Here is a 20,139-nt window from a genome sequence, read left to right as displayed (position 1 = left end):
TGCCGACTCAGCTTGGCCGCGTCATCCGCAGAACGTCCAGCGCCGCATCCAGCTCGGCGGCGGTCAGCGTGCCGGCGTCGACGTGGCCGCGTTCCAGCACCACCGCGCGGATCGACTTGTTCTCGGCGAGCGCCTGCTTGGCGATCGAGGCGGCCTCGTCGTAGCCGAGGTGGCGGTTGAGCGGGGTGACGATCGACGGCGACCCTTCGGCGTACGCCAGACAGGTCTCCGGGTCGGCGGCGAGGTCGGCGACGCAGCGCTGGGCCAGCAGTCGGCTGGCGGCGGCCAGCAGCCGGACCGCTTCGAGCAGGTTGCTGCCCATCACCGGCAGCATCACGTTCAGCTCGAAGTCGCCCTGGCTGCCGGCGAACGCGATCGTCGCGTCGTTGCCGATCACCTGGGCGCAGACCTGGCGTACCGACTCGCAGACCACCGGGTTGACCTTGCCCGGCATGATCGACGACCCGGGTTGCAGGTCGGGGATGCGCAGCTCGCCGAGGCCGGCGCGCGGGCCGGAACCCATCCACCGGATGTCGTTGGCGATCTTGTAGAGGCCGACGGCGATGGTGCGCAGCTGCCCGGACGTCTCCACCAGGGCGTCGCGGGCGCCCTGGGCCTCGAAGTGGTTGCGGGCCTCGGTCAACGGCAGCCCGGTCGCCTCGGCCAGCCTGGCGATGACGGCGGCGGCGAAGCCGGGCGGGGTGTTCACCCCGGTGCCGACGGCGGTGCCGCCGAGCGGCAACTCGGCCAGCCGGGGCAGGATCGAACGCAGCCGTTCCTGGCCGTAGCGGACCTGCGCGGCGTAGCCGGAGAACTCCTGGCCGAGGGTGACCGGGGTGGCGTCCATCAGGTGGGTACGCCCGGCCTTGACCACGGTGGCGAACTCGTCGACCTTGCCGTCCAGCGCGGTCGCCAGCTCGTCGAGGGCCGGGATCAGCTCGTGCACCACCTGGTGCGAAGCGGCCAGGTGGATCGAGGTCGGGAAGACGTCGTTGCTCGACTGCGAGGCGTTGACATGATCGTTCGGGTGGACGGGGTGGTCCAGTTCGCGGGCGGCCAGGGTGGCCAGCACCTCGTTGGTGTTCATGTTCGACGAGGTGCCCGAGCCGGTCTGGAACACGTCCACCGGGAACTGGTCGTCGTAGCCGCCGGAGGCGACGTGCGCGGCGGCGGTGACGATCGCCTCGGCGACGCCGGCCGGGATCACCCCGAGGTCGGCGTTGACCTGCGCGGCGGCACCTTTGATCTGGGCGAGGGCGCGGATCTGGGCGGATTCGAGCGTACGGCCGGAGACCGGGAAGTTGTGCACCGCTCGTTGGGTCTGCGCCCGCCACAGCGCGTCGGCGGGGACGCGCACCTCGCCCATCGTGTCGCGTTCGATCCGGTAGCCCTCGTCCCGGACGCCGTCCTCGCTGATCCCACCGTCGCTGATGCCCTCGTCAGTCACCCTTCCCATCCTGCCCCGACCGGCGGCACCCCGCAGGGCGGTTACTCACGGGTGGCGGCGGGCTACGCCTCGCGGGTGGTGGCGTCGCTGGTCGTGCCGCCGGCCGGCGTACCCATGCCGCCGCTGGTGGCGTCGCCGGTCGTCGTCGGCGCCACCTTGCCCCGACCACGACCCTTCTTCCCCCGGCCGGGCTCTTTGGCCCGACCGGGACCGGTGGCGCGGCGGGTGCTGGCCGGGCCGGCGGTACCACCGGTGGTGGTCAGGCCGCCACCGGAGCGGGTCGGGCCGCCGTCGCGCAGCGTCTCGGCCGGGATCGGCACGTCGGCCGGGTCGTCAAGGTCGCGCTCCTTCACCTCCCGGACCGGGTCGTTCGGCGGCGCGACGACGTCGTCCAGGATCTCCTGACGGTACGCCGACCGCTGCTCCAGGTCGTCGACGAACGCCTGCCCGCGATCACGCTCGGAGAACTGGTCCCGGCCCTGGTCGGCGCTGCCGTCTCGTCGCCCCATGTCGTCACCCCTCCCGTCCCTGGTGCCGGGTGTGCCCGGATCGGCGGCGGCGAAACCTGAGCTGACCGGCCTGCCCTCAGCCGTTGGTGAGTCGTACCCGGTGGCTGTCGCCGTCAGTAAGGAACGCCACCACGCGCTCCCCTTCCTCGGCCACGGCGGCACGCTCGGCGCGGGTGAGGCCACACAGCCCGGTCACGGTGACGGTGCCGGCGTCGACGGTCCAGGTGGCGGCCACCCGGCCGTCGACCAGCACCACGCGTGCCCCGGCGACGGACAGCCCTCGGTGGGCGTCGTCGATGATCCGGCTGCGGTCGTCGTAGCCGAGGATCGCGTTGTCGAACGCCGGCAGGAACCGCACCGGGGCAGGGGTGTCCGGGTCGGGGCGCGGCGCGTCGGGCAGATCGAGCAGTTGCCGGCCGCGCTGGTCGCGGAAGACGACCAGTTCGTCGCGGACGGCGGCGACGGCGGCCGGCAGCCCGGCCAGCCCGCACCAGGCACGCAGGTCGGCGCTGGCGGCCGGCCCGTACGCCGCCAGGTAACGCCGTACCAGCGTCTGGCCGACCGGGTCGGTGCCGGCTACGGCCGGGTCGGTGCTAGCTTCGGCCGGGTCGGTCCCGGCTGCGCCGGTCAGCTGGTCCGGCTGCTGGCCCGCCCACTCCGCCAGCGGCCGGTAGCGTGCCCCGCCGGCAGTACGCCACAGCCCACGCGGCGGCAGCTGCACCATCGGGATCAGCGCCGCGACCAGCGCCTCCCCCAGCGCTCTCGGGTCGCGCTGCCGCCACGGGTCGGGCAGGGCGCGGGCCAGGCCGGTCATCGTCCGGGGTTCGCCGTCGGCCAGCACCGCCCGGCCGGCCGCCGCGAGCGCGTCGAGGTCGACCCCAGCGAGCTCCCGGCGGTACGCCCCGAGCACCCGTTGCCGCAGCATGGCGTCGTGGCGGGGACGCCAGGCCACCGCGTCGGCGGCGGTCAGCAGATGGACGGTGCGGCGCATCAGATGGGTCCGGACCACCGCGCGGCGCAGCAGCAGGTCCGACAGGTCAGCCGGGTCGAAGCCGCGCAGCCGGCTCCACAGCCCGACGAACGGCTCCTGCGGCTCCTGCGCCTGCAGGCCGCCGAGATGGGCGACGGCGGCGTACGCCGGCAGGTCGGCGCGGTCAAGCAGCAACTGCCGGGCCAGCGTCGCGCGGTTGAGCGCCCGGGTGTCGAGCACCGTCATCGGTCGCGCTCCCGACTACCGGTTGTACGGGGCAGCGACGTCGACGACCTTGTCCCAGTAGCCGGTGACCTCCTCGACCGTTTCGCCGCGTACGCGCGCCTCGCCGCGGAAGTTGAGGTGGTGGTGGTGATCGACAAGGTCGGCCTCTTGCTGTGTGGTTCAGGCCCGACGGGTCTCGGGCGCAGGGGGCAACATTCGCAGCGGTAGCGGCCAGGTTGTGTCCGCTACTACGGTCAGAATGAGAAACATGCCGAAAACCTCGGAGCGGCTGCTGATGCTGCTGTCGCTGCTGCAGGCCCGCCGCGAGTGGCCGGGCGGGCTGCTCGCCGAGCGGCTGGCAGTCAGCGCGCGGACCGTCCGGCGCGACGTCGACCGGCTGCGCGATCTCGGCTACCCGATCACGGCGGTCAAGGGACCGGCCGGCGGCTACCGGCTGGACGCTGGCGCCCGGCTGCCGCCGCTGCTGTTCGACGACGAGCAGGCGGTCGCGCTCGCCATCGCGCTGCGGACCGCCACCGCCAGCGGTGCCGGCATCGGGGAGGCAGCGACGCGGGCGCTGCACACCGTCCGGCAGGTCATGCCGCAGCGGCTGCGCCACCGGATCGACGCCGTAGCGGCCATCGAGGCGATCGGGGCCGTCACGACCGGGCCGACCGTCGAGCCGGCCGCCGCGCAGCCGGTCGACAGCGCGACGCTGCTGGCGGTGAGCGACGCCGTACGGGCCCGTGAGGTGCTGCGCTTCGACTTCCGATCAGCGCCCATCCCCCGCCGGGTCGAGCCGCACCACCTGGTCACCTGGCGGGGACGCTGGTACCTGGTCGGCTGGGATCTCGACCGCGACGACTGGCGGATCTTCCGGGCCGACCGGATCACCCCGCGCACCCCGACCGGGCCGCGCTTCACCCCGCGCGAGCTGCCGGCGGACAGCGTCGCCGCGTTCGTCACGGCCAGGTTCCGGGGCGCGGACGGCACAAGCGGTGCGGCCGGCTCGGCGGGCTCAGCCGGCTCCGACGGCTCGGCGAGCTCAGGTGCCTGGCCCTGCCGGGGCCAGGTGATCCTGGACCTGCCAGCCGCCGAGGTCGCCCGGTACGTCTACGGCGGCGTCGTCGAGGAGATCGGTCCACGCCGCTGCCGGCTGACCCTGGGCTCCTGGTCGTGGGTGGGTCTGGCGAGCGCCGTTGGCATGTTCGACGCCGGCATCGAGGTCGTCGGCCCGCCGGAGCTGGCCGCCGCATTCACGACCCTGGCCCGCCGGTACGCCACCGCCGGGCAGCCTCCGAACGCCGACCACCGCCCGGTAGCCGCACCCTGACACCAGGTTGCCGCCGGTCGGACCCTTCGGCGCAACGGCACCCGCCGAACGCGACCCGACCATCATCGCCACGGCCCAGTCCACGCAACCGGTCACCGACTGCGGCACCGGCGGCTGACGTGATCGGCTGACCAGCCGTCGCATCTGGCCTAGGCTCTCTGGCCGTGACACGAGGTCGTCTTTCGGCAGCGTCACACGTGGGTGACGACGTCGAAGTTACTGGCACCGACCGTCGACTCCAGGGTCCGCATGATCGCGCGGGGGTCGTCGTACGGGCCGGAGATGTAGAGCGGTTTACCGTCGCGGCCGAACTGGATCGGCGTGGGGGTGGCCGGTGCGCCGAGGTAGGCGGCCGTCGGGCCGAAGTCCGGGTGCGGTTCGAAACCCAGACCCCGGGCGTACGCGACCGCGCCGTGCACCAGATGCTGGGCCAGCTCCAGCGGTGCGACCAGCGGAGACACGTCCAGGGTGCCGAAGAACTCGCGGCGGAAGTCGTCGATGGCGCCGACGCTCATCGGCAGCGGGCCGATGGCGTTCTTGACGCCGAGGCAGTAGACGTCGATCAGGAAGCCGCAGACGGTGGCCCGGCTGGCGCGCTCCTGGCGGGCGACGAGCACGTGCACCAGGCCACTGGGGCCGACTTCGACGCCGGCCTGCGGGTCGGTGGCCACCCACTCGTCGGGTGCTTCGGCCAGACCGAGGCCGACGCTCCAGCCGGGGTTGATCCAGCAGCCGAGCAGCGCCCGGTCGGCCGGGTCGGTGTGTGCCTGCTGGGCCGCCGCGATCTGGCGGACCAGCGGCGCGACGGCCGACGGCGCCATCCCGAGGGCCTTGGCGATCTGCTTGGGTGAGCTGCCCCGTTCCCGCAGCTCCCGGACACGGGCGAGAAGGTCCTGATCGGTCATCCGAGCGATTATGCCGGCGGAGCAGGCGGCTCGACGAACCGGGCGCGCGAACAATGATGCGGCGCGGCGGCGCGGCCCTACGGTCGGCTCGTCGGTGGAGTCTCGGCCTGGCCGGCGGGGCGTTGGCGGCGTTGCTCGTCGTGGTCACCGTCGGCGCTCTGGTACGGGGTGGCTGGCCGGCTGGCGGATCGGCACCGCCACCGGGTACGGCCGAGGCAGCCGACATCCTGCGTACCGCCGCGTTTGTGGCGCACGAGGCGGACCTGCCCGTCCCACGAGCCGGGCAGTTCGTGTTCACCGAGACGGTGGCGAGCCCGATCAACCAGGTGCAGCAGCCGGACGGTGGCTTCAGCACCGCTCAGGGGCCTCGGGTGTTGCGGCAGACCTGGCTGTCGGCGGACGGCACCCGGGACGGGCTGGTCCGCGACCGGCCGTACCGGCAGGACCGGGCCGCATCCGACGAGCTGGTGCTGCCGGCCTGCCCCGCCGTTTTGTCGGCCGACGCGGTGTCGGGCCGACCGTGTACGCCGCAGCGGGGCTTCGACGCCGGCATGCCGGACAGCCCGGCGGCGGTGCTCGACTGGCTCCGAGCCGGTGTGTCCTCGGCGGCGGGGCCGAAGGCGGCGTCCGTTGCCGCCCCCGGTGGCGGCGTCGCCGATGCGCTCGTCTTGCAGCGGGCCGGTGAGCTGCTGGTCGGCGGTCGGTATCTCACCTCGGGTCAGCGGAGCGCCCTGTTCGCCGCGTTGGCTTCGCTGCCGGGGGTGACCGTCCGGCAGCAGGTGCGGGACCTTGCCAACCGCCCCGGGGTGGGGGTCGGCCTGGCCGACGGGACGACCCTCGTCTTCGACGCGACGTCGTACGCGTTCCTCGGCACCACTAACAGCGCCCTGCTCCGCCAGGCCACCGTCGACGGGTTAGGAGACATACCGTCCTAGATCGATATGAAACGGGTGCTCTGGCGAAGGACGGCCAGGGCGGCAACCGGGTCGGCCAGTCGGGCGGCGAGGGTGGCCGTCGCGAGCCGCGCCGGCAGGGCAGCGCTGAACTTGAGCCCGGCCAAAGCCTTCTCGTCGACGTCGGGCAGGCAGATCCGGTCGGTGGCGTCTGCGGTGAGGGAACACCAGTCGGCGGGGGTCAGGTCGGCGCGCAGCCGGATCTGGCAGTCGTCGAAGCGCTGCACCGGGTCGACCACTTCGCTGAGGGTCGCGGCGAGGGTGGCGTTGGCCCGGTATCCGGCCCAGGTCCACCAGCGCAGGTCGCCGGAGCGGTCGCGCAGGATGACGTTGCCACCGGGGTGCACCAGCGAGGAGCGCTCGTCGCGTACGCGGTGCAGCCGGTCGACCGCGCGGCGGGTGAGCCGTACCGGTGGATCGGTGCCGAGCAGGACGTCACGCATGGCCCGGGTCAGTTCGTAGCCCAGCCCGGCGAGGCCGCCAGCCGTCCAACGGGCCTTCCCTCCGCCGTCGGCAGGTTCGACGAAGCAGCGCCGTCGCCGCCAGTCGATGTACGTGACCCGCCAACTCTGCCCGGTGAGCAATAGCCGGCGGTCACCCCGGACCTCCTCCGTGAGCAGGCTCGGGTCGATCCGGCCGAGCTCGGATTGTCCGTAGAGGACGGTGAACTCGGGTGGACCGGTGAAGACCGCGGTCATCGACATGAAGTGCCGGTGCCCGAACCGCTTTTCGGCTTCGGGGCCGATGAACAGCATGCCGCTGTCGGTGTCGAGGTATCCGCTGTCCACCAGGTGCCGCAGGATCGGCCGGGCGCTTTCGTCGAACGGTGCCAGCCCGTTCCACCACCCGATGCACTCCTGGTCGCCGACCTGACCCTGCTGCAGGCTCAGGGCGAGGATCTGCTGGGCGACGATGTGCCGGGGCTCGGGTGGCGGGACGACCGGCTCCACCCAGCCACGGCCCCAGAGCGTCAGCAGTGCCGCCGCTTCGATCAGTGCGTCGCCGTCGCGGGCGAGGAACAGGCAGTTGCGGGTGGCACCGGGGCGGCGTCCGGTCCGGCCGAGTCGCTGCAGAAACGACGCGACGGTCGCCGGGGCGTCGATCTGGACCACCCGGTCGAGGTCACCGACGTCGATTCCCAGCTCCAGCGTGCTGGTGGAGACGATGACGCAGTCCCGGGCCTCGGCGAACGCCTGTTCGGAGCGGCGTCGTTCGTCGGCGGAAAGCGAGGCGTGCGACAGGAACGTGGTGATGTCGCGTTGGCGCAGCAGCTGGCCGAGCTCTTCGACGGTCTGCCGGGATTCGCAGAAGACCAGCCGTTTCTCGCCCGCGTGCAGCGCGGCGATCACGGTGGCGGCGTTGGACAGCGAGCCGACGAAGTCAAGCTCGACGTCGCCGGGCGGTGCCCGGTCCGCGACGGCTGCCCTCGCGACCGGGGCGGAAGCGGCAGCCGGGGCGGAAGCGGTGTCGGGGGCGACGACCCGGCTCGGGCGGCTGGCCGCGCCGGAGCCCTGCAGCCAGGTCAGCAGGGCGTCCGGGTTGCCGACGGTGGCCGACAGCCCGATCCGTTGCAGCGGTCGGCCGATCAGGTGGGTGAGCCGTTCCAGGACGGCCAGCAGATGCCAGCCACGGTCGTCGTCGGCGAAGGCATGCACCTCGTCGACGACCACGGCCCGCACCCCGGCGAAGAACGACCGGTGGTCTACGTTGGCGCTGACCAGCATCGCTTCCAGCGATTCCGGGGTGGTCAGCAGGATGTCGGGCCGGCTGGCGAGGATCGCCCGGCGGCGGGCCGGGGTGACGTCACCGTGCCAGAGGGCGGCCCGGCGGCCGAGCCAGTCGGCGTAGCGTTCCAGCCGGGGCAGCAGGTTGTTCAGCAGCGCCTTCAACGGGCACAGGTAGAGCACCGAGGTGCCGGGCCAGCCGGCGTCGGCCATCTTCGACAGCAGCGGAAAGACGGCGGCTTCGGTCTTGCCGCCGGCGGTGGGGGCCAGCAGCAGGGCGTCCGCACCGGCCAGGATAGGGCCGACCGCGGCCCGTTGCATCGGCCGCAGGTCCCGCCAGCCCAGGCTGTTGACCAGGTGGTACGTCAGGACCGGGTGCAGCTCGCCGGTGTCGGTCACGGCAGGTCCAACGGGACCTCGCCGGCGCTGGCCGCGTTGCGTTCGACCGGGGTCAGCTCGTCGGAGCGCACCGTCAGCTGGTAGTGCCGGCGCGGGTCCCAGTCGGTGAACTGGTCGGCCCGGTCGAGCACGTCGGCGACCAGCTTCTTCAGGTAGATCCGGGGCGCCATTCCGACGGTGCCGCCGAGTCTGCCGGTGACCGAAGTCGCCAGCTCGGTCAGGTACGCGTCGTCGACCCGGCCGGCGAGCCGTCCGCTGCCGTAGATCCGGCGGACCCGTACGCCCAGCTCGACGAGCGCCGGCACGGTGAAACCGGGCAGCCGCAGCTGCACCGCACGCGGGTTGTCCCAGCGGGGGTCGCCGCCGAAGTCGGTGGCGAGGCGTTGGGCCAGCGGGGCGAGGCGCTGCACCCCCTGTGCGCCGTCGTAGAAGGCGGGGGTACCGGTGATCACCAGGAACAGGCCGGGAAACCGTCCGCCGTGGACGTCGTCGACGAGTTGGCGCAGCGCGTTGAGGGCCTTGTCCCGGGAGTCGGAGCGGACCCGTTGCAGGGTCTCCACCTCGTCGAGGACGAGCAGCAGACCGGGGTGGCCGCTGTCGCGCAGCACGGTGAGCAGGCCACGCAGGAAGCTCAGCGCGGCGAAGTGGTCCAGGTCGCCTTTCACTCCGGCGGCCCGGCGGGCGGTGGCGGCGACGTGCGGCTGCCCGGCGAGCCAGGCGGCGAGCCCGTCGGCGGTGGGCTGGTCGCCGGCGGCGGTGGCGGCGCGGTAGCCGCGTAGCGCGGCGGCGAACCCGGGGGTGCTGCGGGAAATTTCGGCGAGGCGGCGTTCCAGCAGGTCGCTGACGGCCCGGTCGAGCCCGTCGCGGTCCGATTCACTGACGGTGCCCGACGCGAGTACGTCCTCCTCCAGCGCGAAGATCCAGCCGTCGAGGACGGGCCGTAGCGCGCTGGCGGCGAACTGTTCGGTGTTGAGGTGCTCGACGAGCCGGCGGTAGACGGTCTCCATCCGGTGCAGCGGGGTTTCCAACTCGGAGATCTGCACTTCGGCGGCGGCGAAGCCGCGCCGTTTGGCCCGTTCGGCCAACCAGCGGGCGAAGAACGTCTTGCCGGCACCGTACTCGCCACGGACGGCTTTGAAGACGCTGCCGCCACCGGCGACCCGGTCGAGGTCGTCGTCGATGGCGGCGGCGAACCGGTCCAGCCCGACCGCGAGCGCGTCGAGGCCGTTGGCGGGCACGGCACCGCGCCGCAGCGCGTCGATGATGTCGCGGCGGCGACGCGGCGAGATTTCCGGTGGGCTGCCCGGCGGGGTCGGCACGGTCACGACGACTCGCCGAGGTCGAACTGCTCGACCAGCAGCGGCCTGTCGAGCACGACGGTCTGCCCGTCGGCGTCGATGGTCAGCACCGGGTACCCCTCGACCTGCAGCAGCCGACGCAACGCGGTCACCGTGCCCTGGATCCGATGGGCGGGCACCCCGGCCTGCGCGGCGAGGGTTTCCAGCCCGGCCCGGCCGTTGCCGGCCAGCAGCACCCGGAGCAGGGCGGCGACCCGGTCGTCGTCGAGCGGGGTACGCGGGTTGCGGCGCTGGGCGTACCGCTCGCTGGCGAGCAGCCGGTCGATCAGCGCCCGGTCCGCATCGGCCGGCGCGGCGACCGGCGGCGCGGCCGCCGTCGGCTGCTGCGGATCGGCGGGTACGTCGAACAGCTGCTCGGTCTGGACCGGCTTCGCCGACTGGCCGCCTTTGCCGGCCCGCCTGCCGCCCGTACCGGACCGGCCGCCGCCACCTCCGCCGGTGCCGGGCTGTGCTGTCGACGACACCGGTTCCCGCCACCAGTCAGGGCTGGCGACCGGAGCGGGCTGCCAGTCGGGCACCGACTCTTCGTTGCCGGCGGTGAACATCAGCAGCGGGATGACGGCTTCGGCCGGGGCGGCGCCGCCGTGGTAGCCGGCCTTGCGGGGGCCGTAGCGCAACTCCTCCCGCCACGGCAGCACGACGGTGCCGCCGCCGAGCAGCACCCGCCGCCCGGTGACCACGGTCTCGCCGTCACCGAGCCGGTCACTGGCGCTGTCGCCGCTGCTGTCCGCGGTGCTGTCGGTGGTGCTGCTGGTGACCGGTCGCCACCGGTTGTTCTGCCCGTCGCCGCCGGGCAGGGTGACCGCCTCGGGCCCCCGGTCGACGACGTGCCCGTGGTCGGAGACGATCACCACCACCCGGTGCCGGGCGACGGCGAGCAGGTCCCGTACGGCCGGGACGGTGTCCTGGCCCCAGACGGTGCTGCCGGGCTCGCCGTAGCCGAGGGAGTCGTCGATGGTGTTGACGACGGCGGCCACCACCGGCACGGCCGGGTCGTCGATCGCGGCCCGCACCTCGGGGTCGATGGCGGCACCCGCCCCCGCGCGCAGGGAGTTCTTGTGCAGCAGTCGACCGCCGGTGAACCGCCCTTCGAAGGCGCTCTGCTCGGTCTGCCGGTCGCCGACGGCGAGCTGGCCGCTGAGCAGGCTGCACCGGCTGGCCGCGGTCACCGTGGGCAGCGCGGCGAGGACACCGGCCCGGGGGCCGCCGGCCTGGGTCAGCTCGATCCAGCTGCCGTCGCGGGTGAGCGATTCGGCGAGTTCGGTGGCGGCGGCGACGCCCATGCCGTCCATGACCAGCAGCAGCGCCTGACGTCCGGCGTCGAGGATCGGGGCGACGACCCGGTCCAGGACGTCTTCGACGCGCAGCATCCGGCCGGGTTCGGCGTCGGCGCGGGTGGCTTCGGCGAGCAGGCCGGCGAACTGTTCGTCGTGGCGGGCGCGGCGGGCGTCGACGGCCCGGTGCAGCGCCTGGTACGCCTCGGCGACCTCGGGGTCGACGTCCCCGGCGAAGACGTCGAGCCGGGCCCGGTCCACCCAGCCGTCGACGGTGACCTGCCGTTGCAGGGCGGCGTACAGGGTCCGGGGTGGCTGGCCGGCCGGTCGGCTGAGCCAGCGCAGCAGGCGCAGGGCCATGTGGGCGGTGGTCCGCCTGCCCTGGTCGGCAGCCCGGTGTTCGGTGAGGCGTTTGAACGCGGCTTCGGCCCGGTTGAGCCCGGCCCTGGTGACTGTGCCGGCGGCGGGTGCGCCGGGCGGCGGCAGGGCGGCGTGTACGGCTGCGGCGAAGGCGCGCAGCCGCCAGGTGACCCCGGCGGGCAGCAGGCTGGACGCCGCCAACTGGCTGGTCAGCTCGATGTCGGCGGCGATGGCCTCGGCCCGGCGGACCAGCCGAAGCCCTTGCTGGCGGACCATGTCGTCGTCGGAGTCGAGGGCACGGGCCACCCAGGCGTCGGCGGCGTCGTGCAGCGCCGCGGCCTGCACGGGGGTCATCCGCAGGGCACCGAAGCGGGGTTCGAGCCGGGTCCGGGCGACGGCGACTTCGACTCCGGCCGGTCCGCTGGCCGCCGCGCCGGCTGGCCTGCCGGCTGTGCCGCCGGCCGGCGTGGGCCAGAGCACCTCGGCGAGCAGTCCGATGGGGATGACGTCGACGCCGTGGCCGGCGCGGACCGCCGCCATCACCGGCTCGGCGATCGGCCCGGCGACGTCACGGAGATAGGCGGTGATGCCGTCGGCGACATCGGCGGCGACCCTGTCGGTGAACCGCTGCTGCGCCTGCGCGTCGATGGTCCACTGCAGCATCCCGGAGGCGTCGAGCTGGTCACGGTCGATGCCGAGCAGTTCGGCGGTGAGGCAGCGCAGCGCGTGGTCGCGGGTGAGGATCGTGCCGGGCGGGGTGGGCCAGCCGTCGACGGGGGCGTGGTCGGCGAGCGCGGCGGGCAGCCAGCGGCGGTCGGTCGGCAGGCTCGGGTCGAGTCGCACGCCGCCGAACATCTGCCGGACGAGTTCCCAGGCGTTGACGCTGCGGACGGACTGCCGGCTGAGGTGGGCGAGCAGCCCGTCACCGAGGACGGCGTCGGGCAGGTCGGTGAGCAGCACCAGCTTCTCGTCGGCGGCCCGGTCGTGCAGGGCGGCTCGGGCGGCGAGCGGCGTCGGGCAGGCGACGACCCGCAGCCGGACGCCGCCAAGGATGATCACCGGGTCGCTGTCCCAGACCGGTGCGGCGCGCAGCGCGATGGCGTCGGCGCCGTCGCCCTCCTTCAGCCAGGCATCGACTTTGCGGCGTACGGCGTCGGGCCGGACGATGTCCGGCCGGCCCGGTGGAGTCGTGGTCGGCTGGGTAGGTACTGCGGTCACTCGGTCTCCCAGGTGATCCGGACCCGTCTGCCCTGGGCGAGCTCGCCGCCGATCTCGTCGGTGAGTTCCTTGAGGCCGGCCTCGTCGACGATGGTCCGCTGGCGCGGCGGCTTCACACCAGGCACGGCAGGCGAGCCGCCGCCGGTGTGGTCGTAGCCCATGGCCCGCGTACCGCTGGGGTCGGCGACGGTGACCGTGGCATCCCCGTCGGGCAGCTGCGGGTTCGGCCTCGGATCCGGAGCCGGGTCCGGGTCCGGCGGGGGCGACGGCGTCGAGGTGGGGCGGCGTTCGGCGAGCAGTGCCGCCGCCGCACCGAACACGGCGTGCAGCTCGCCGACCAGGTCGAGGGAGTGCTGGTGGTGGCCGGCGGCGGTGTGCAGCCGGTCGACCAATGCGCGGGCCCGCTCGTCGTCGGCGGCCATCGAGGTGATGGCGGTCAGCACCGCCCACTGGGTGTCCCGCAGGGCGCGGACCATCGTCGGTGCGCTGGCGATCGCCGTACCGGCGGTCGCGTCGTCGATGTCGCTGAGGTCGGCGCCGGCGAGTTGGGCGATCAGGACGACGTCGTCGCGTTCGTGGCGCAGGTCGGTGAGCAGCCGGGCGAGGCGGCGGGTGACGCCGATCCGGCCGGTGTCGGCGGCGGGGTCGAGGCCGAGGGTGCCGGCGTGCGCGGTGAGCTGGTCGAGGAGGTCGCTGACGGCCGGTCCGCGTTCGGCGGCGACTTTCCGGACCTGGGCCGCCGCCTTGGCGAGGTTTGCTGGGATGAGCCAGGCCGGCAGCACCTGACCGAACAGGTGCTGGGCGCGTTCGATCGCCCGTTGCCAGTCGGTGTCGCTCGGCATCGGCGGGAACTTCAGCTCGTGGGCGTCGGTGACGGCGTCGACCCGGTCGACGGTGACCTGGCCCTCGTTGAGGTACCAGGCGAGCTGGTGGTCGAGGGCGAAGACGCAGAGGATCAGGTTCTGCAGGCTGCGGTCGAAGCCCCGGGGCTCCGGCTGGTCGAGGTGGCCGCGCAGTCGGTGCACCGGGAAGCTGTCCCGGTGGCCGTCGGCGGCGGCCCGCTGCAGCAGGTGCCGGGTCCAGTAGCTGGTGCTGGTGGTGAGCACGTACCGGTGGTCGGCCAGCTCGCCGAGCTGCAGGTTGTTGCAAATCCGCCGCAGGGTCCGCTGGTCGGTGGCCGGGACGGTGACGCCCCGGGTGGGGTCGGCGACAGCCTGCCGGGCGTAGGTAAGGACCTTGGCCAGCTCGGCGCTGGTCGGCGGTTTCTCGTCCTCGGGCAACGCCGGCCGGCCCGGGTAGGTCGCGGCCAGCAGCTGTCCGGTGAGATTGTGGAACGCTTGGGCCAGGGTGCCGCCGCGCGGGTCGCCGAGTTCGCCGTCGACGGCATCGTCGAGGGTGTGCAGCACCCCGACGCTGTCCTCGACGACGTCGCCGGGCTGCGGGGCGGCGACGCCGTACGCCTGTTTGAGGGCGTTGGTCACGGTGCCGCGCAGCTGGGTCTGCCGCTGCTGAAGGTAGACGCGGCCCTGCTGGCGTTCGCTCACCGACCAGTCCCGGACGGCGTCGTTGTACCGTTCGCCGGTGCCGCCCAGCAGGTAGTTGATTTTCGACAGTTGGGCGAGGTGGCCCATCATCTGGTCGCTGAAGTAGAGCGGCAGCCAGAAGACGCTGCGTTCGCCGCGCGGCAGGGCTTCGATCCGGGCCCGGTCGTCGCTGCGTGGGCGGCCCTGCGGGTCGAACGGGTAGTCGATGACGATGCGCCAGGCTTCCCCGGTGGGTAGCAGCGCGGCGACGGGCATGCTGTCGCCGTCGCGTACGTTGCCGAACTTGACCTGGACGGTGTGTCGCCGGCCGCGCCACTCGCGGGGGTGTTGCAGCTCGCCGAGCTGCCCGGTGGCACCGGTCAGCCCGATCTCGGTGCTGACCAGCTCGCGCAGCAGCTGCTGCAACGCGCCGCCGGTGGTCGCCTCTTCGGGCCGGACCCAGTCGAGGAGCTTGTCGTAGTCGACGGTGTGCAGCTCGATGGTGACGACCGGGTCGGCGCCGTCGGTGAGGTGCAGCTCGCCGGCCTCGTTGGCGACCTTGTTGAGCCGATTGAGCACGATCTGGTGCTCGTAGCCGGGGATCGGCGAGGTGATGGTGCCGAAGTTGAGCGCGTGCAGTTTGCCGGCGGTGAGGTTGTGCAGGGCGGGCACCTCGGGCACCAGCGCCCCGAGCAGCACCGTCTTGATCAGCTTGTCGTCGAGCTCGAACTGGGTGTTTGCGGCCGCGTCGGCTTCGGTGATGCTGTTGAGCCGCAGCAGCAGCGGGCGCAGCTTCTTGCCGTACAGGTCGCGGGCGGCTTCGAAGCGCTGCCTGAGCTCGACCCGGTCAGGTAGTTCGCCGCGCAGCACCAGCGGCTCGAACAGCGCGGCCACCCCGATGAGGTCGTTGATCCGCAGGGTGTCGCGGCGTTCGACGAGCAGCTCGGTCATCACCTTGATCGCGGTCCGTTCCCGCTGCAACGCCTGGGAGAGGGCGACGAGGGTGGCGACCAGGGCTGGTGAGAAGGGGTAGAGCTTGCGGAAGGCGGTGGCGTCGGAGCCGATGCCGGCGTCGCCGTACTGGGCGCCGAGCAGCAGGATGTCCCAGACCTGCCGGTTGCCGCGGACCACGGCGAACGCCCGGTCGATTTCGGCCTTCGCTTCGTCGCTGCGCGGCTTGAGCAGCCGTTTCTCGGTGATTTCCGGCAGGTTGGTGTCGGCGAGCGGGATCTCCCCGAGCCGGCCCTGGACGCTGCGTAGGACCAGCGCGAGGACTTCGCGTTCGGTGCCGCCGACCTGCGGGCCGAGGAACTCCTCCAGGTTGCGTTGCCGGGCGACGAAGGAGATCAGCGGGATCGGCCGGTCGGCGTCGGCCGACTCGACCAGCTTGTTGAGCTTGGCGCCTTCGGTGTTGACGAAGACGTGGTCGCTCATCTTGGTGGACAGCCACAGGATCATCTCGTCGAGGAAGAGGACGATCCCGTCATAGCCGAGGTCGCTGGCATGCCGGGTGATGACGGCGAGGCCGGTGTCCAGGTCGAGGTACTCGCCGCTGCGTACCGCGTTGGTGAAGAACGCGGTGGTGAGGGCGGTGACGAGCCGATCGCGGTCGGCGGTGCCCGGCGGCTCGGCGGCGGCAGCGGCGTACCGGTCTGCGGTCCAACCCTGTCGCTGGCTGTGTAGCACGGCCAGGCCGGGGGTTTCGTCGTCCGAGCTGACGGCGGAGGCGGATCCGGCGGCGCTGCCTGCGCCGCTGCTGGCCGACCCGGCGGCGACGCCGGGGTCGGCGTCACTGAGCGCGGCGAAGAACGCCTCGTCACCCATCCGGGCGCGCAGCCCGGCCGCGTCGGTCAGCAGCGCGTCGGACCGGTGTACGGCGGGCGTCGGCGCGTCGGGGTGCAGCGCGGTGATCTGGTTGAGGTAGCCCTCCAGCACGGCCTGTTCGACCGAGCGGGCGTCGAGCATGTGGAAGGTGAGGGTGAGCAGCCGCCCGGTGAGCCACCTGTCGGCGGCGACCACCTGCTCGCCGAGGTTGCGCAGGGCGCGGGCCTCGGGGTTGCCGTGCAGGATCTCCCGCAGTACGGCCATGAAGTGCGACTTGCCGGAGCCGAAGGAGCCGTGCAGGAAGGTTGCCTGGGACCGGCCGGTGGTGACGGCGTGCTCGACCTTGGCGAGTGCCTTGGTGAAGCTGTCCCGGAGCTGGTCGGTCACGACGTAGTTGGCCAGGTCGGCACCGGCGGCGGCGCGTACGACGAAGTCGGAGTCGCCCACCGAGGTCGGGATGTTGATCAAATCCCGCAGCAGTGTCATCCCCGATCCCTCCACCTGGTTGAACACGTGTGAAGCTGTGACCGCCTCAGCCCGTCGATCCTAGGCGGCAAGCGCCGGCAAGCCCAGACACGTCGCCCACAGTTCGCCTCGTCCCGTAATGAAGCGCACGCGCCATACCTGGTAGCGCGGCGAAGATCGTGCAATCAGTTCGATGTAGGCAAACTCCCACTACATCCACGTTCATCAACGCCGCTAAGATTGAACACGATATCGATGTTGCGGTATCATCACCGTACGCACACCCCCGACAACCAAGGGTTGATCAAGAAAGTCAGATAGCCGACAGATGTGACCTCGCGAGCAAAGATCAACACTATCCGCACACCAATCACCACCAGCAGTTACCCATGATCATCAGCCAGATAACGGAGAGATGCGAAGAAGAGCCCAACAGCCCAGCTTGCCCGATTAGCTGTTTTTGCACGTCAAACTCAACAACACGAAAGCTCTTATGATCCTCAGTCATGCGGGAGAGCAACAAAGACGATCATGATGAGGTCAGCGAACACCCACAGAAGCAGATAGACGACCTCGAAAAAGAGAAACTACGGCTGCAAATCGATCGAGCAAACCTGCGAACTGAACGGACCGAGCAGGCACTCAAGCAGCTGAGGGAAGATAGCAGAAAGGGCCACAAGTTCCAGATTATTCAAGGGATTGTCGACGGCACGCGGTGGATCGCGGTCATCGCCGTAGCATGGATTCCACTTCAAGCGGTGCAGCCTATCGCCGCCACCTTTTCCGGCGAGACAACAGCCGTGAATGCCGACATAAGAGTAAGCATAGCAGTTGCCTACTCCGTTGCATCCACCACCATCCTTGGCGTGACAGCAAATCAGAGTCGCCTGAGGAAGAAGAAAATCAAGCAACAGAGAGAGCGCCTTGACAAACTAGAGAAGGAGCTGGAGAGCGCGAATAGCCGACAGAAAGAGGAAGAAAATGCACATTGACTCGCTGGCATTCTTCATAATGCTGATCTCTGCAGCCCTGTCACCATTCCTGCTAATTTATCAGCTTACCCGCCTAGCGCACAGCCAATTTCGCAACGAGCTGTGGCTAATTCGAGACGGACTAGTCGACGACCTACGAACCGGGAGGATTCAACGCAGCCCCGCCGCAGAGCGCCTTCTCAAACTAGTGAAGACCCATATCAGCGTCGCCGGGCGACACACTTTGACCGATGCGCTGATCGCACTCGCCATCTTCAAACCTTCCAACAGCACCCCGATTGCGGACCAGATCCTAGGCGACGTGCCACCACGCGACCGTCCGATACTAGCCGAGTATCTACGGCGGCTGCAGGACGCGAGCCTGAGACACATCAGCCGCGCTTCTGCGGCCAGTTGGCTGATGGCGGTGTCCTTCAAAGCGCTCCGCCGAGCCGCGCGCACCTCCGGCAAACGGGAACGGGCCGAGAAGCACAGCATGCAGACGATCCGCGAGGATCTGGATCACGTCGAGGTACAGCTCATGCCACGGCTGATGCCATCACGGAGCGCCCGGAAAAGCAGAAGAAACCGGTCGGAGATGCCGACCCTCGTCGGCTGATTGTCACGGCAGCAGCTGCGCCAGGTCGTGCTGGTCGAGCAGGTTACGCATGGGGAGGAAGAGTGGATCAGGCATCGTGGGCGGGGCGGTCCAGCGGAGGTCGACGAACTTGTCCGGCTCGCGGACCTGTGGACTGCCCCGTAGGTGGTCACTGATCATCCAGATCGTCACGTAGTGCCGGGCGGCGTCGAACACGTCGTTGGTTACCGCTCCGAAGCGTACGTTGGTGATCTCGACGCCGGTCTCCTCCTCGACCTCCCGCCGCGCGGTCTGCTCGAAGCTCTCCCCGTGTTCGAGGTGGCCGCCGGGCAGCGACCAGGTGCCGGCCCCGTGGGCACCTTTGCGGAAGCCCATCAGGAAGCGACCTTCGCTGAGCACGAATGCCGCCACACCGACCCTGGGTTGCTGCACGCCCACCACCTAAACGCCCAGCAACCCGAGCCGTCAACATCGTCAGGCAGAGGCTACCTCGGGTGGTCTGTGGTGCCGGTGTGGGTGCCGTCGGGGTGGAGGCGGACAGTGACAGGTTCGCCGGGCCGGGTGGCGGCGTGGCGGCGTACCTGGGTGATGCAGGTTGTGGTGTCGGGGAGGGTGCCGGCCGCTGCGGGCTGTTGCGGCACGGGGATCGGCGTGGTCGGGTCGGTGGGGATGGTGGCGCGCAGTGCGCCGTGTAGATAGCGGTAGCACAGCGCGACGGCTTCGGGCAGGGCGGCGCTGGTGGGCACGGGGTCGACGGCCAAGCGTGTGGCCGGGTCGACGACCCGGACCGACCAGGAGTGACCTTGGGACAGTTCGGGTCGGCCGGTGGTGTTGCGGTGGTCGATGACGGTGACGTCGAGGGCGAGGCCGAGGCCGCGAACCAGGGCGGCGAGTTCGTCGAGGGTGGGGCCGGGCCAACCGGTGGCGAGGACCATGACGCGGGCGCCGTCGTAGGTGGCGCCGACTTCACCGAGGTACGCGTCGAGCGGGTCGCCACCGGTGTGGGGGACCTGGCTGACGCCGTTGCGCAGGTGCTGGTCGATGACGTGTTCGCCGTCGATGTCGGTCAGGTCGGTCGGCTCGACGCCGAACTGCGCCGCGAGCGAGCCGATCTGGTAGTGCTCGTCGAGCTGCCACACGGTGGTGCCGGACGGCCGGTCGGTGAGCACCAGGGTGGGCGGTTGCGGGCCGACGGCGGCTTCCGGGTCGCCGGTCGGTTCGCTGTCGGGTCGCCAGTTGCGGTGCACGGTCCGGCCACGCAGGTCGGTGACGGTGAGCACCGCGCCGCGTCGCACCTGGCGGGTGCCGTAGCAGTCCAGGCAGTACGGCGGGTCGAGCCGGTCGGCGCAGCGGCCGCAGGGGTGGGCGGGGATCGGCTCGCCCCAGTGTTTCGGTGCCGGCGGTTCCCAGCCGCGCACGAACGTGCCGGCGGTGTCGGCGGGCCGCAGGCTGGTGTGCCACCAGTGCCGGTTACGCCAGATGGCCTGCGCCCCACCGTGCTGCTCGGCATCGGCGATCATGCGTCGTTCGACCTGGTCGAGGTCGTGGCCGCCGGGGTGCCCGTCCAACCCGACCGGTATCGCACGCCCGGTGAGGGCGGCGTCGGTGAGGTAGTGGGCGGGCAGCAGCGGGTTGGCGACGGTCAGGCCGGTCACCGCCCGTTCGGCGGGGATGGTGGCGAGCGCGGTCGGCAGGTCGGCGATCCACCGGTGCTGGTAGTCGGGCACCGCACCGCCGGCATGCTCGAACCGGACGTCCCAGCTCAGCCCACGCCCGATGGAGCTGGGCCGGACTTCGAGGACCAGGTCGACGTGCAACTGGTCGGCGAGCGCACACAGCCGACCGAGCAGCCGGCCCGGATCGCCCGGTGGCGGCGGCTCGACGCTGCGGCCGATCAGCACCAGCCACGGCGACACCAGCCGGTCGGTGAGCGCGACGGCTTCCCACCGCAGCCGGTCGGACTGCGGGATGCCGGGCTGCCACTGCCGGGGCAACGTCAACCCGGACGACGGCAGCCGACCGGGCTCGTCGGGGAAGTCCGGGTCACGCAACGTCGCCTCGACAACGCCCGCGCGGGCAGCGA

14 protein-coding genes are annotated in these 20,139 nt (G+C 71.6%); 4 read left to right on the top strand and 10 right to left on the bottom strand.

Annotated features, from left to right (window positions below; translation table 11 throughout):
• Nucleotides 1-7 precede the first annotated feature (7 nt).
• The 3 genes from ACFHWU_RS22675 to ACFHWU_RS22665 all read right to left on the bottom strand — a co-directional run bounded on the left by ACFHWU_RS22675 (nt 8) and on the right by ACFHWU_RS22665 (nt 3,172).
• On the bottom strand, nt 8-1,456 hold the full coding sequence (locus ACFHWU_RS22675; RefSeq protein ID WP_416568722.1) for a class II fumarate hydratase: 1,449 nt from the start codon (nt 1,454-1,456) through the stop codon (nt 8-10).
• Between the two features lie 53 nt (nt 1,457-1,509).
• Complete coding sequence (locus tag ACFHWU_RS22670) at nt 1,510-1,956, bottom strand: hypothetical protein (RefSeq protein ID WP_416591524.1); 447 nt, start codon at nt 1,954-1,956, stop codon at nt 1,510-1,512.
• A 76-nt stretch (nt 1,957-2,032) separates the two neighbouring features.
• Nucleotides 2,033-3,172 carry a winged helix DNA-binding domain-containing protein gene (locus tag ACFHWU_RS22665; RefSeq protein ID WP_416591523.1) on the bottom strand — a complete coding sequence of 380 codons (1,140 nt, stop codon included), beginning with the start codon at nt 3,170-3,172 and terminating at the stop codon, nt 2,033-2,035.
• Between the two features lie 247 nt (nt 3,173-3,419).
• Between ACFHWU_RS22665 and ACFHWU_RS22660 the strand changes: the two genes are divergently transcribed.
• Nucleotides 3,420-4,484 carry a helix-turn-helix transcriptional regulator gene (locus ACFHWU_RS22660; RefSeq protein ID WP_416591522.1) on the top strand — a complete coding sequence of 355 codons (1,065 nt, stop codon included), beginning with the start codon at nt 3,420-3,422 and terminating at the stop codon, nt 4,482-4,484.
• Nucleotides 4,485-4,675: 191 nt separating this feature from the next.
• Here the strand turns inward: ACFHWU_RS22660 and ACFHWU_RS22655 are convergent, their stop codons facing one another.
• On the bottom strand, nt 4,676-5,389 hold the full coding sequence (locus ACFHWU_RS22655) for a hypothetical protein (RefSeq protein ID WP_416551929.1): 714 nt from the start codon (nt 5,387-5,389) through the stop codon (nt 4,676-4,678).
• Here ACFHWU_RS22655 and ACFHWU_RS22650 point away from each other — a divergent pair.
• The gene (locus ACFHWU_RS22650) at nt 5,332-6,324 is read left to right on the top strand and encodes a CU044_5270 family protein (protein ID WP_416591521.1); all 993 of its coding nucleotides are present in this window, start codon (nt 5,332-5,334) and stop codon (nt 6,322-6,324) included. The genes ACFHWU_RS22655 and ACFHWU_RS22650 overlap by 58 nt on opposite strands.
• On the opposite strand, the gene ACFHWU_RS22645 is transcribed toward ACFHWU_RS22650, so the two are convergent.
• Genes ACFHWU_RS22645 through ACFHWU_RS22630 form a run of 4 tightly spaced genes read right to left on the bottom strand, consistent with a single transcriptional unit; the run spans nt 6,321 to nt 16,508 of the window.
• Nucleotides 6,321-8,465 (bottom strand): DEAD/DEAH box helicase, encoded by a 2,145-nt coding sequence (locus ACFHWU_RS22645; protein WP_416591520.1) that lies wholly within the window; start codon nt 8,463-8,465, stop codon nt 6,321-6,323. The genes ACFHWU_RS22650 and ACFHWU_RS22645 overlap by 4 nt on opposite strands.
• The gene (brxD, locus tag ACFHWU_RS22640) at nt 8,462-9,790 is read right to left on the bottom strand and encodes a BREX system ATP-binding protein BrxD (protein WP_416551932.1); all 1,329 of its coding nucleotides are present in this window, start codon (nt 9,788-9,790) and stop codon (nt 8,462-8,464) included. The genes ACFHWU_RS22645 and brxD overlap by 4 nt, the downstream gene beginning before the upstream one ends.
• Complete coding sequence (gene pglZ / locus ACFHWU_RS22635; protein ID WP_416591519.1) at nt 9,787-12,675, bottom strand: BREX-2 system phosphatase PglZ; 2,889 nt, start codon at nt 12,673-12,675, stop codon at nt 9,787-9,789. Before pglZ ends, brxD begins: the two co-directional genes overlap by 4 nt.
• Nucleotides 12,672-16,508: a phage resistance protein gene (locus ACFHWU_RS22630; RefSeq protein WP_416591518.1), complete on the bottom strand. Its 3,837-nt coding sequence runs from the start codon at nt 16,506-16,508 to the stop codon at nt 12,672-12,674. Before ACFHWU_RS22630 ends, pglZ begins: the two co-directional genes overlap by 4 nt.
• 485 nt (nt 16,509-16,993) lie before the next feature.
• Here ACFHWU_RS22630 and ACFHWU_RS22625 point away from each other — a divergent pair, with 485 nt between their 5' ends.
• Nucleotides 16,994-17,479, top strand: coding sequence for a hypothetical protein (locus ACFHWU_RS22625; protein WP_416591517.1), 486 nt, complete (start codon nt 16,994-16,996; stop codon nt 17,477-17,479).
• Nucleotides 17,469-18,077, top strand: a complete 609-nt coding sequence (locus ACFHWU_RS22620) for a hypothetical protein (protein WP_416568732.1) — start codon at nt 17,469-17,471, stop codon at nt 18,075-18,077. The genes ACFHWU_RS22625 and ACFHWU_RS22620 overlap by 11 nt, the downstream gene beginning before the upstream one ends.
• 3 nt (nt 18,078-18,080) lie before the next feature.
• Here the strand turns inward: ACFHWU_RS22620 and ACFHWU_RS22615 are convergent, their stop codons facing one another.
• On the bottom strand, nt 18,081-18,488 hold the full coding sequence (locus ACFHWU_RS22615) for a nucleotide triphosphate diphosphatase NUDT15 (protein WP_416568733.1): 408 nt from the start codon (nt 18,486-18,488) through the stop codon (nt 18,081-18,083).
• Between the two features lie 53 nt (nt 18,489-18,541).
• Nucleotides 18,542-20,139 (bottom strand): hypothetical protein (locus tag ACFHWU_RS22610; protein ID WP_416591516.1); only part of this gene is annotated, 1,598 nt, incomplete at its 5' end.

Origin of the sequence: Micromonospora sp. LOL_015 (genome assembly GCF_048060275.1) — a bacterium.
GTDB lineage: Bacteria > Actinomycetota > Actinomycetes > Mycobacteriales > Micromonosporaceae > Micromonospora_E.
Note: the sequence above shows the minus strand (reverse complement) of the source record. Positions and strands in the feature narration are given on the sequence as shown.

Excerpts from the sequence above, each read along its gene's own strand:
- ACFHWU_RS22630 (WP_416591518.1), bottom strand. The coding sequence starts at position 16,508 with ATGACACTGCTGCGGGATTTGATCAACATCCCGACCTCGGTGGGCGAC.
- ACFHWU_RS22625 (WP_416591517.1), top strand. The coding sequence starts at position 16,994 with ATGCGGGAGAGCAACAAAGACGATCATGATGAGGTCAGCGAACACCCA.
- ACFHWU_RS22655 (WP_416551929.1), bottom strand. The coding sequence starts at position 5,389 with ATGACCGATCAGGACCTTCTCGCCCGTGTCCGGGAGCTGCGGGAACGG.
- ACFHWU_RS22620 (WP_416568732.1), top strand. The coding sequence starts at position 17,469 with ATGCACATTGACTCGCTGGCATTCTTCATAATGCTGATCTCTGCAGCC.
- ACFHWU_RS22670 (WP_416591524.1), bottom strand. The coding sequence starts at position 1,956 with ATGGGGCGACGAGACGGCAGCGCCGACCAGGGCCGGGACCAGTTCTCC.
- ACFHWU_RS22665 (WP_416591523.1), bottom strand. The coding sequence starts at position 3,172 with ATGACGGTGCTCGACACCCGGGCGCTCAACCGCGCGACGCTGGCCCGG.
- ACFHWU_RS22660 (WP_416591522.1), top strand. The coding sequence starts at position 3,420 with ATGCCGAAAACCTCGGAGCGGCTGCTGATGCTGCTGTCGCTGCTGCAG.
- ACFHWU_RS22675 (WP_416568722.1), bottom strand. The coding sequence starts at position 1,456 with ATGGGAAGGGTGACTGACGAGGGCATCAGCGACGGTGGGATCAGCGAG.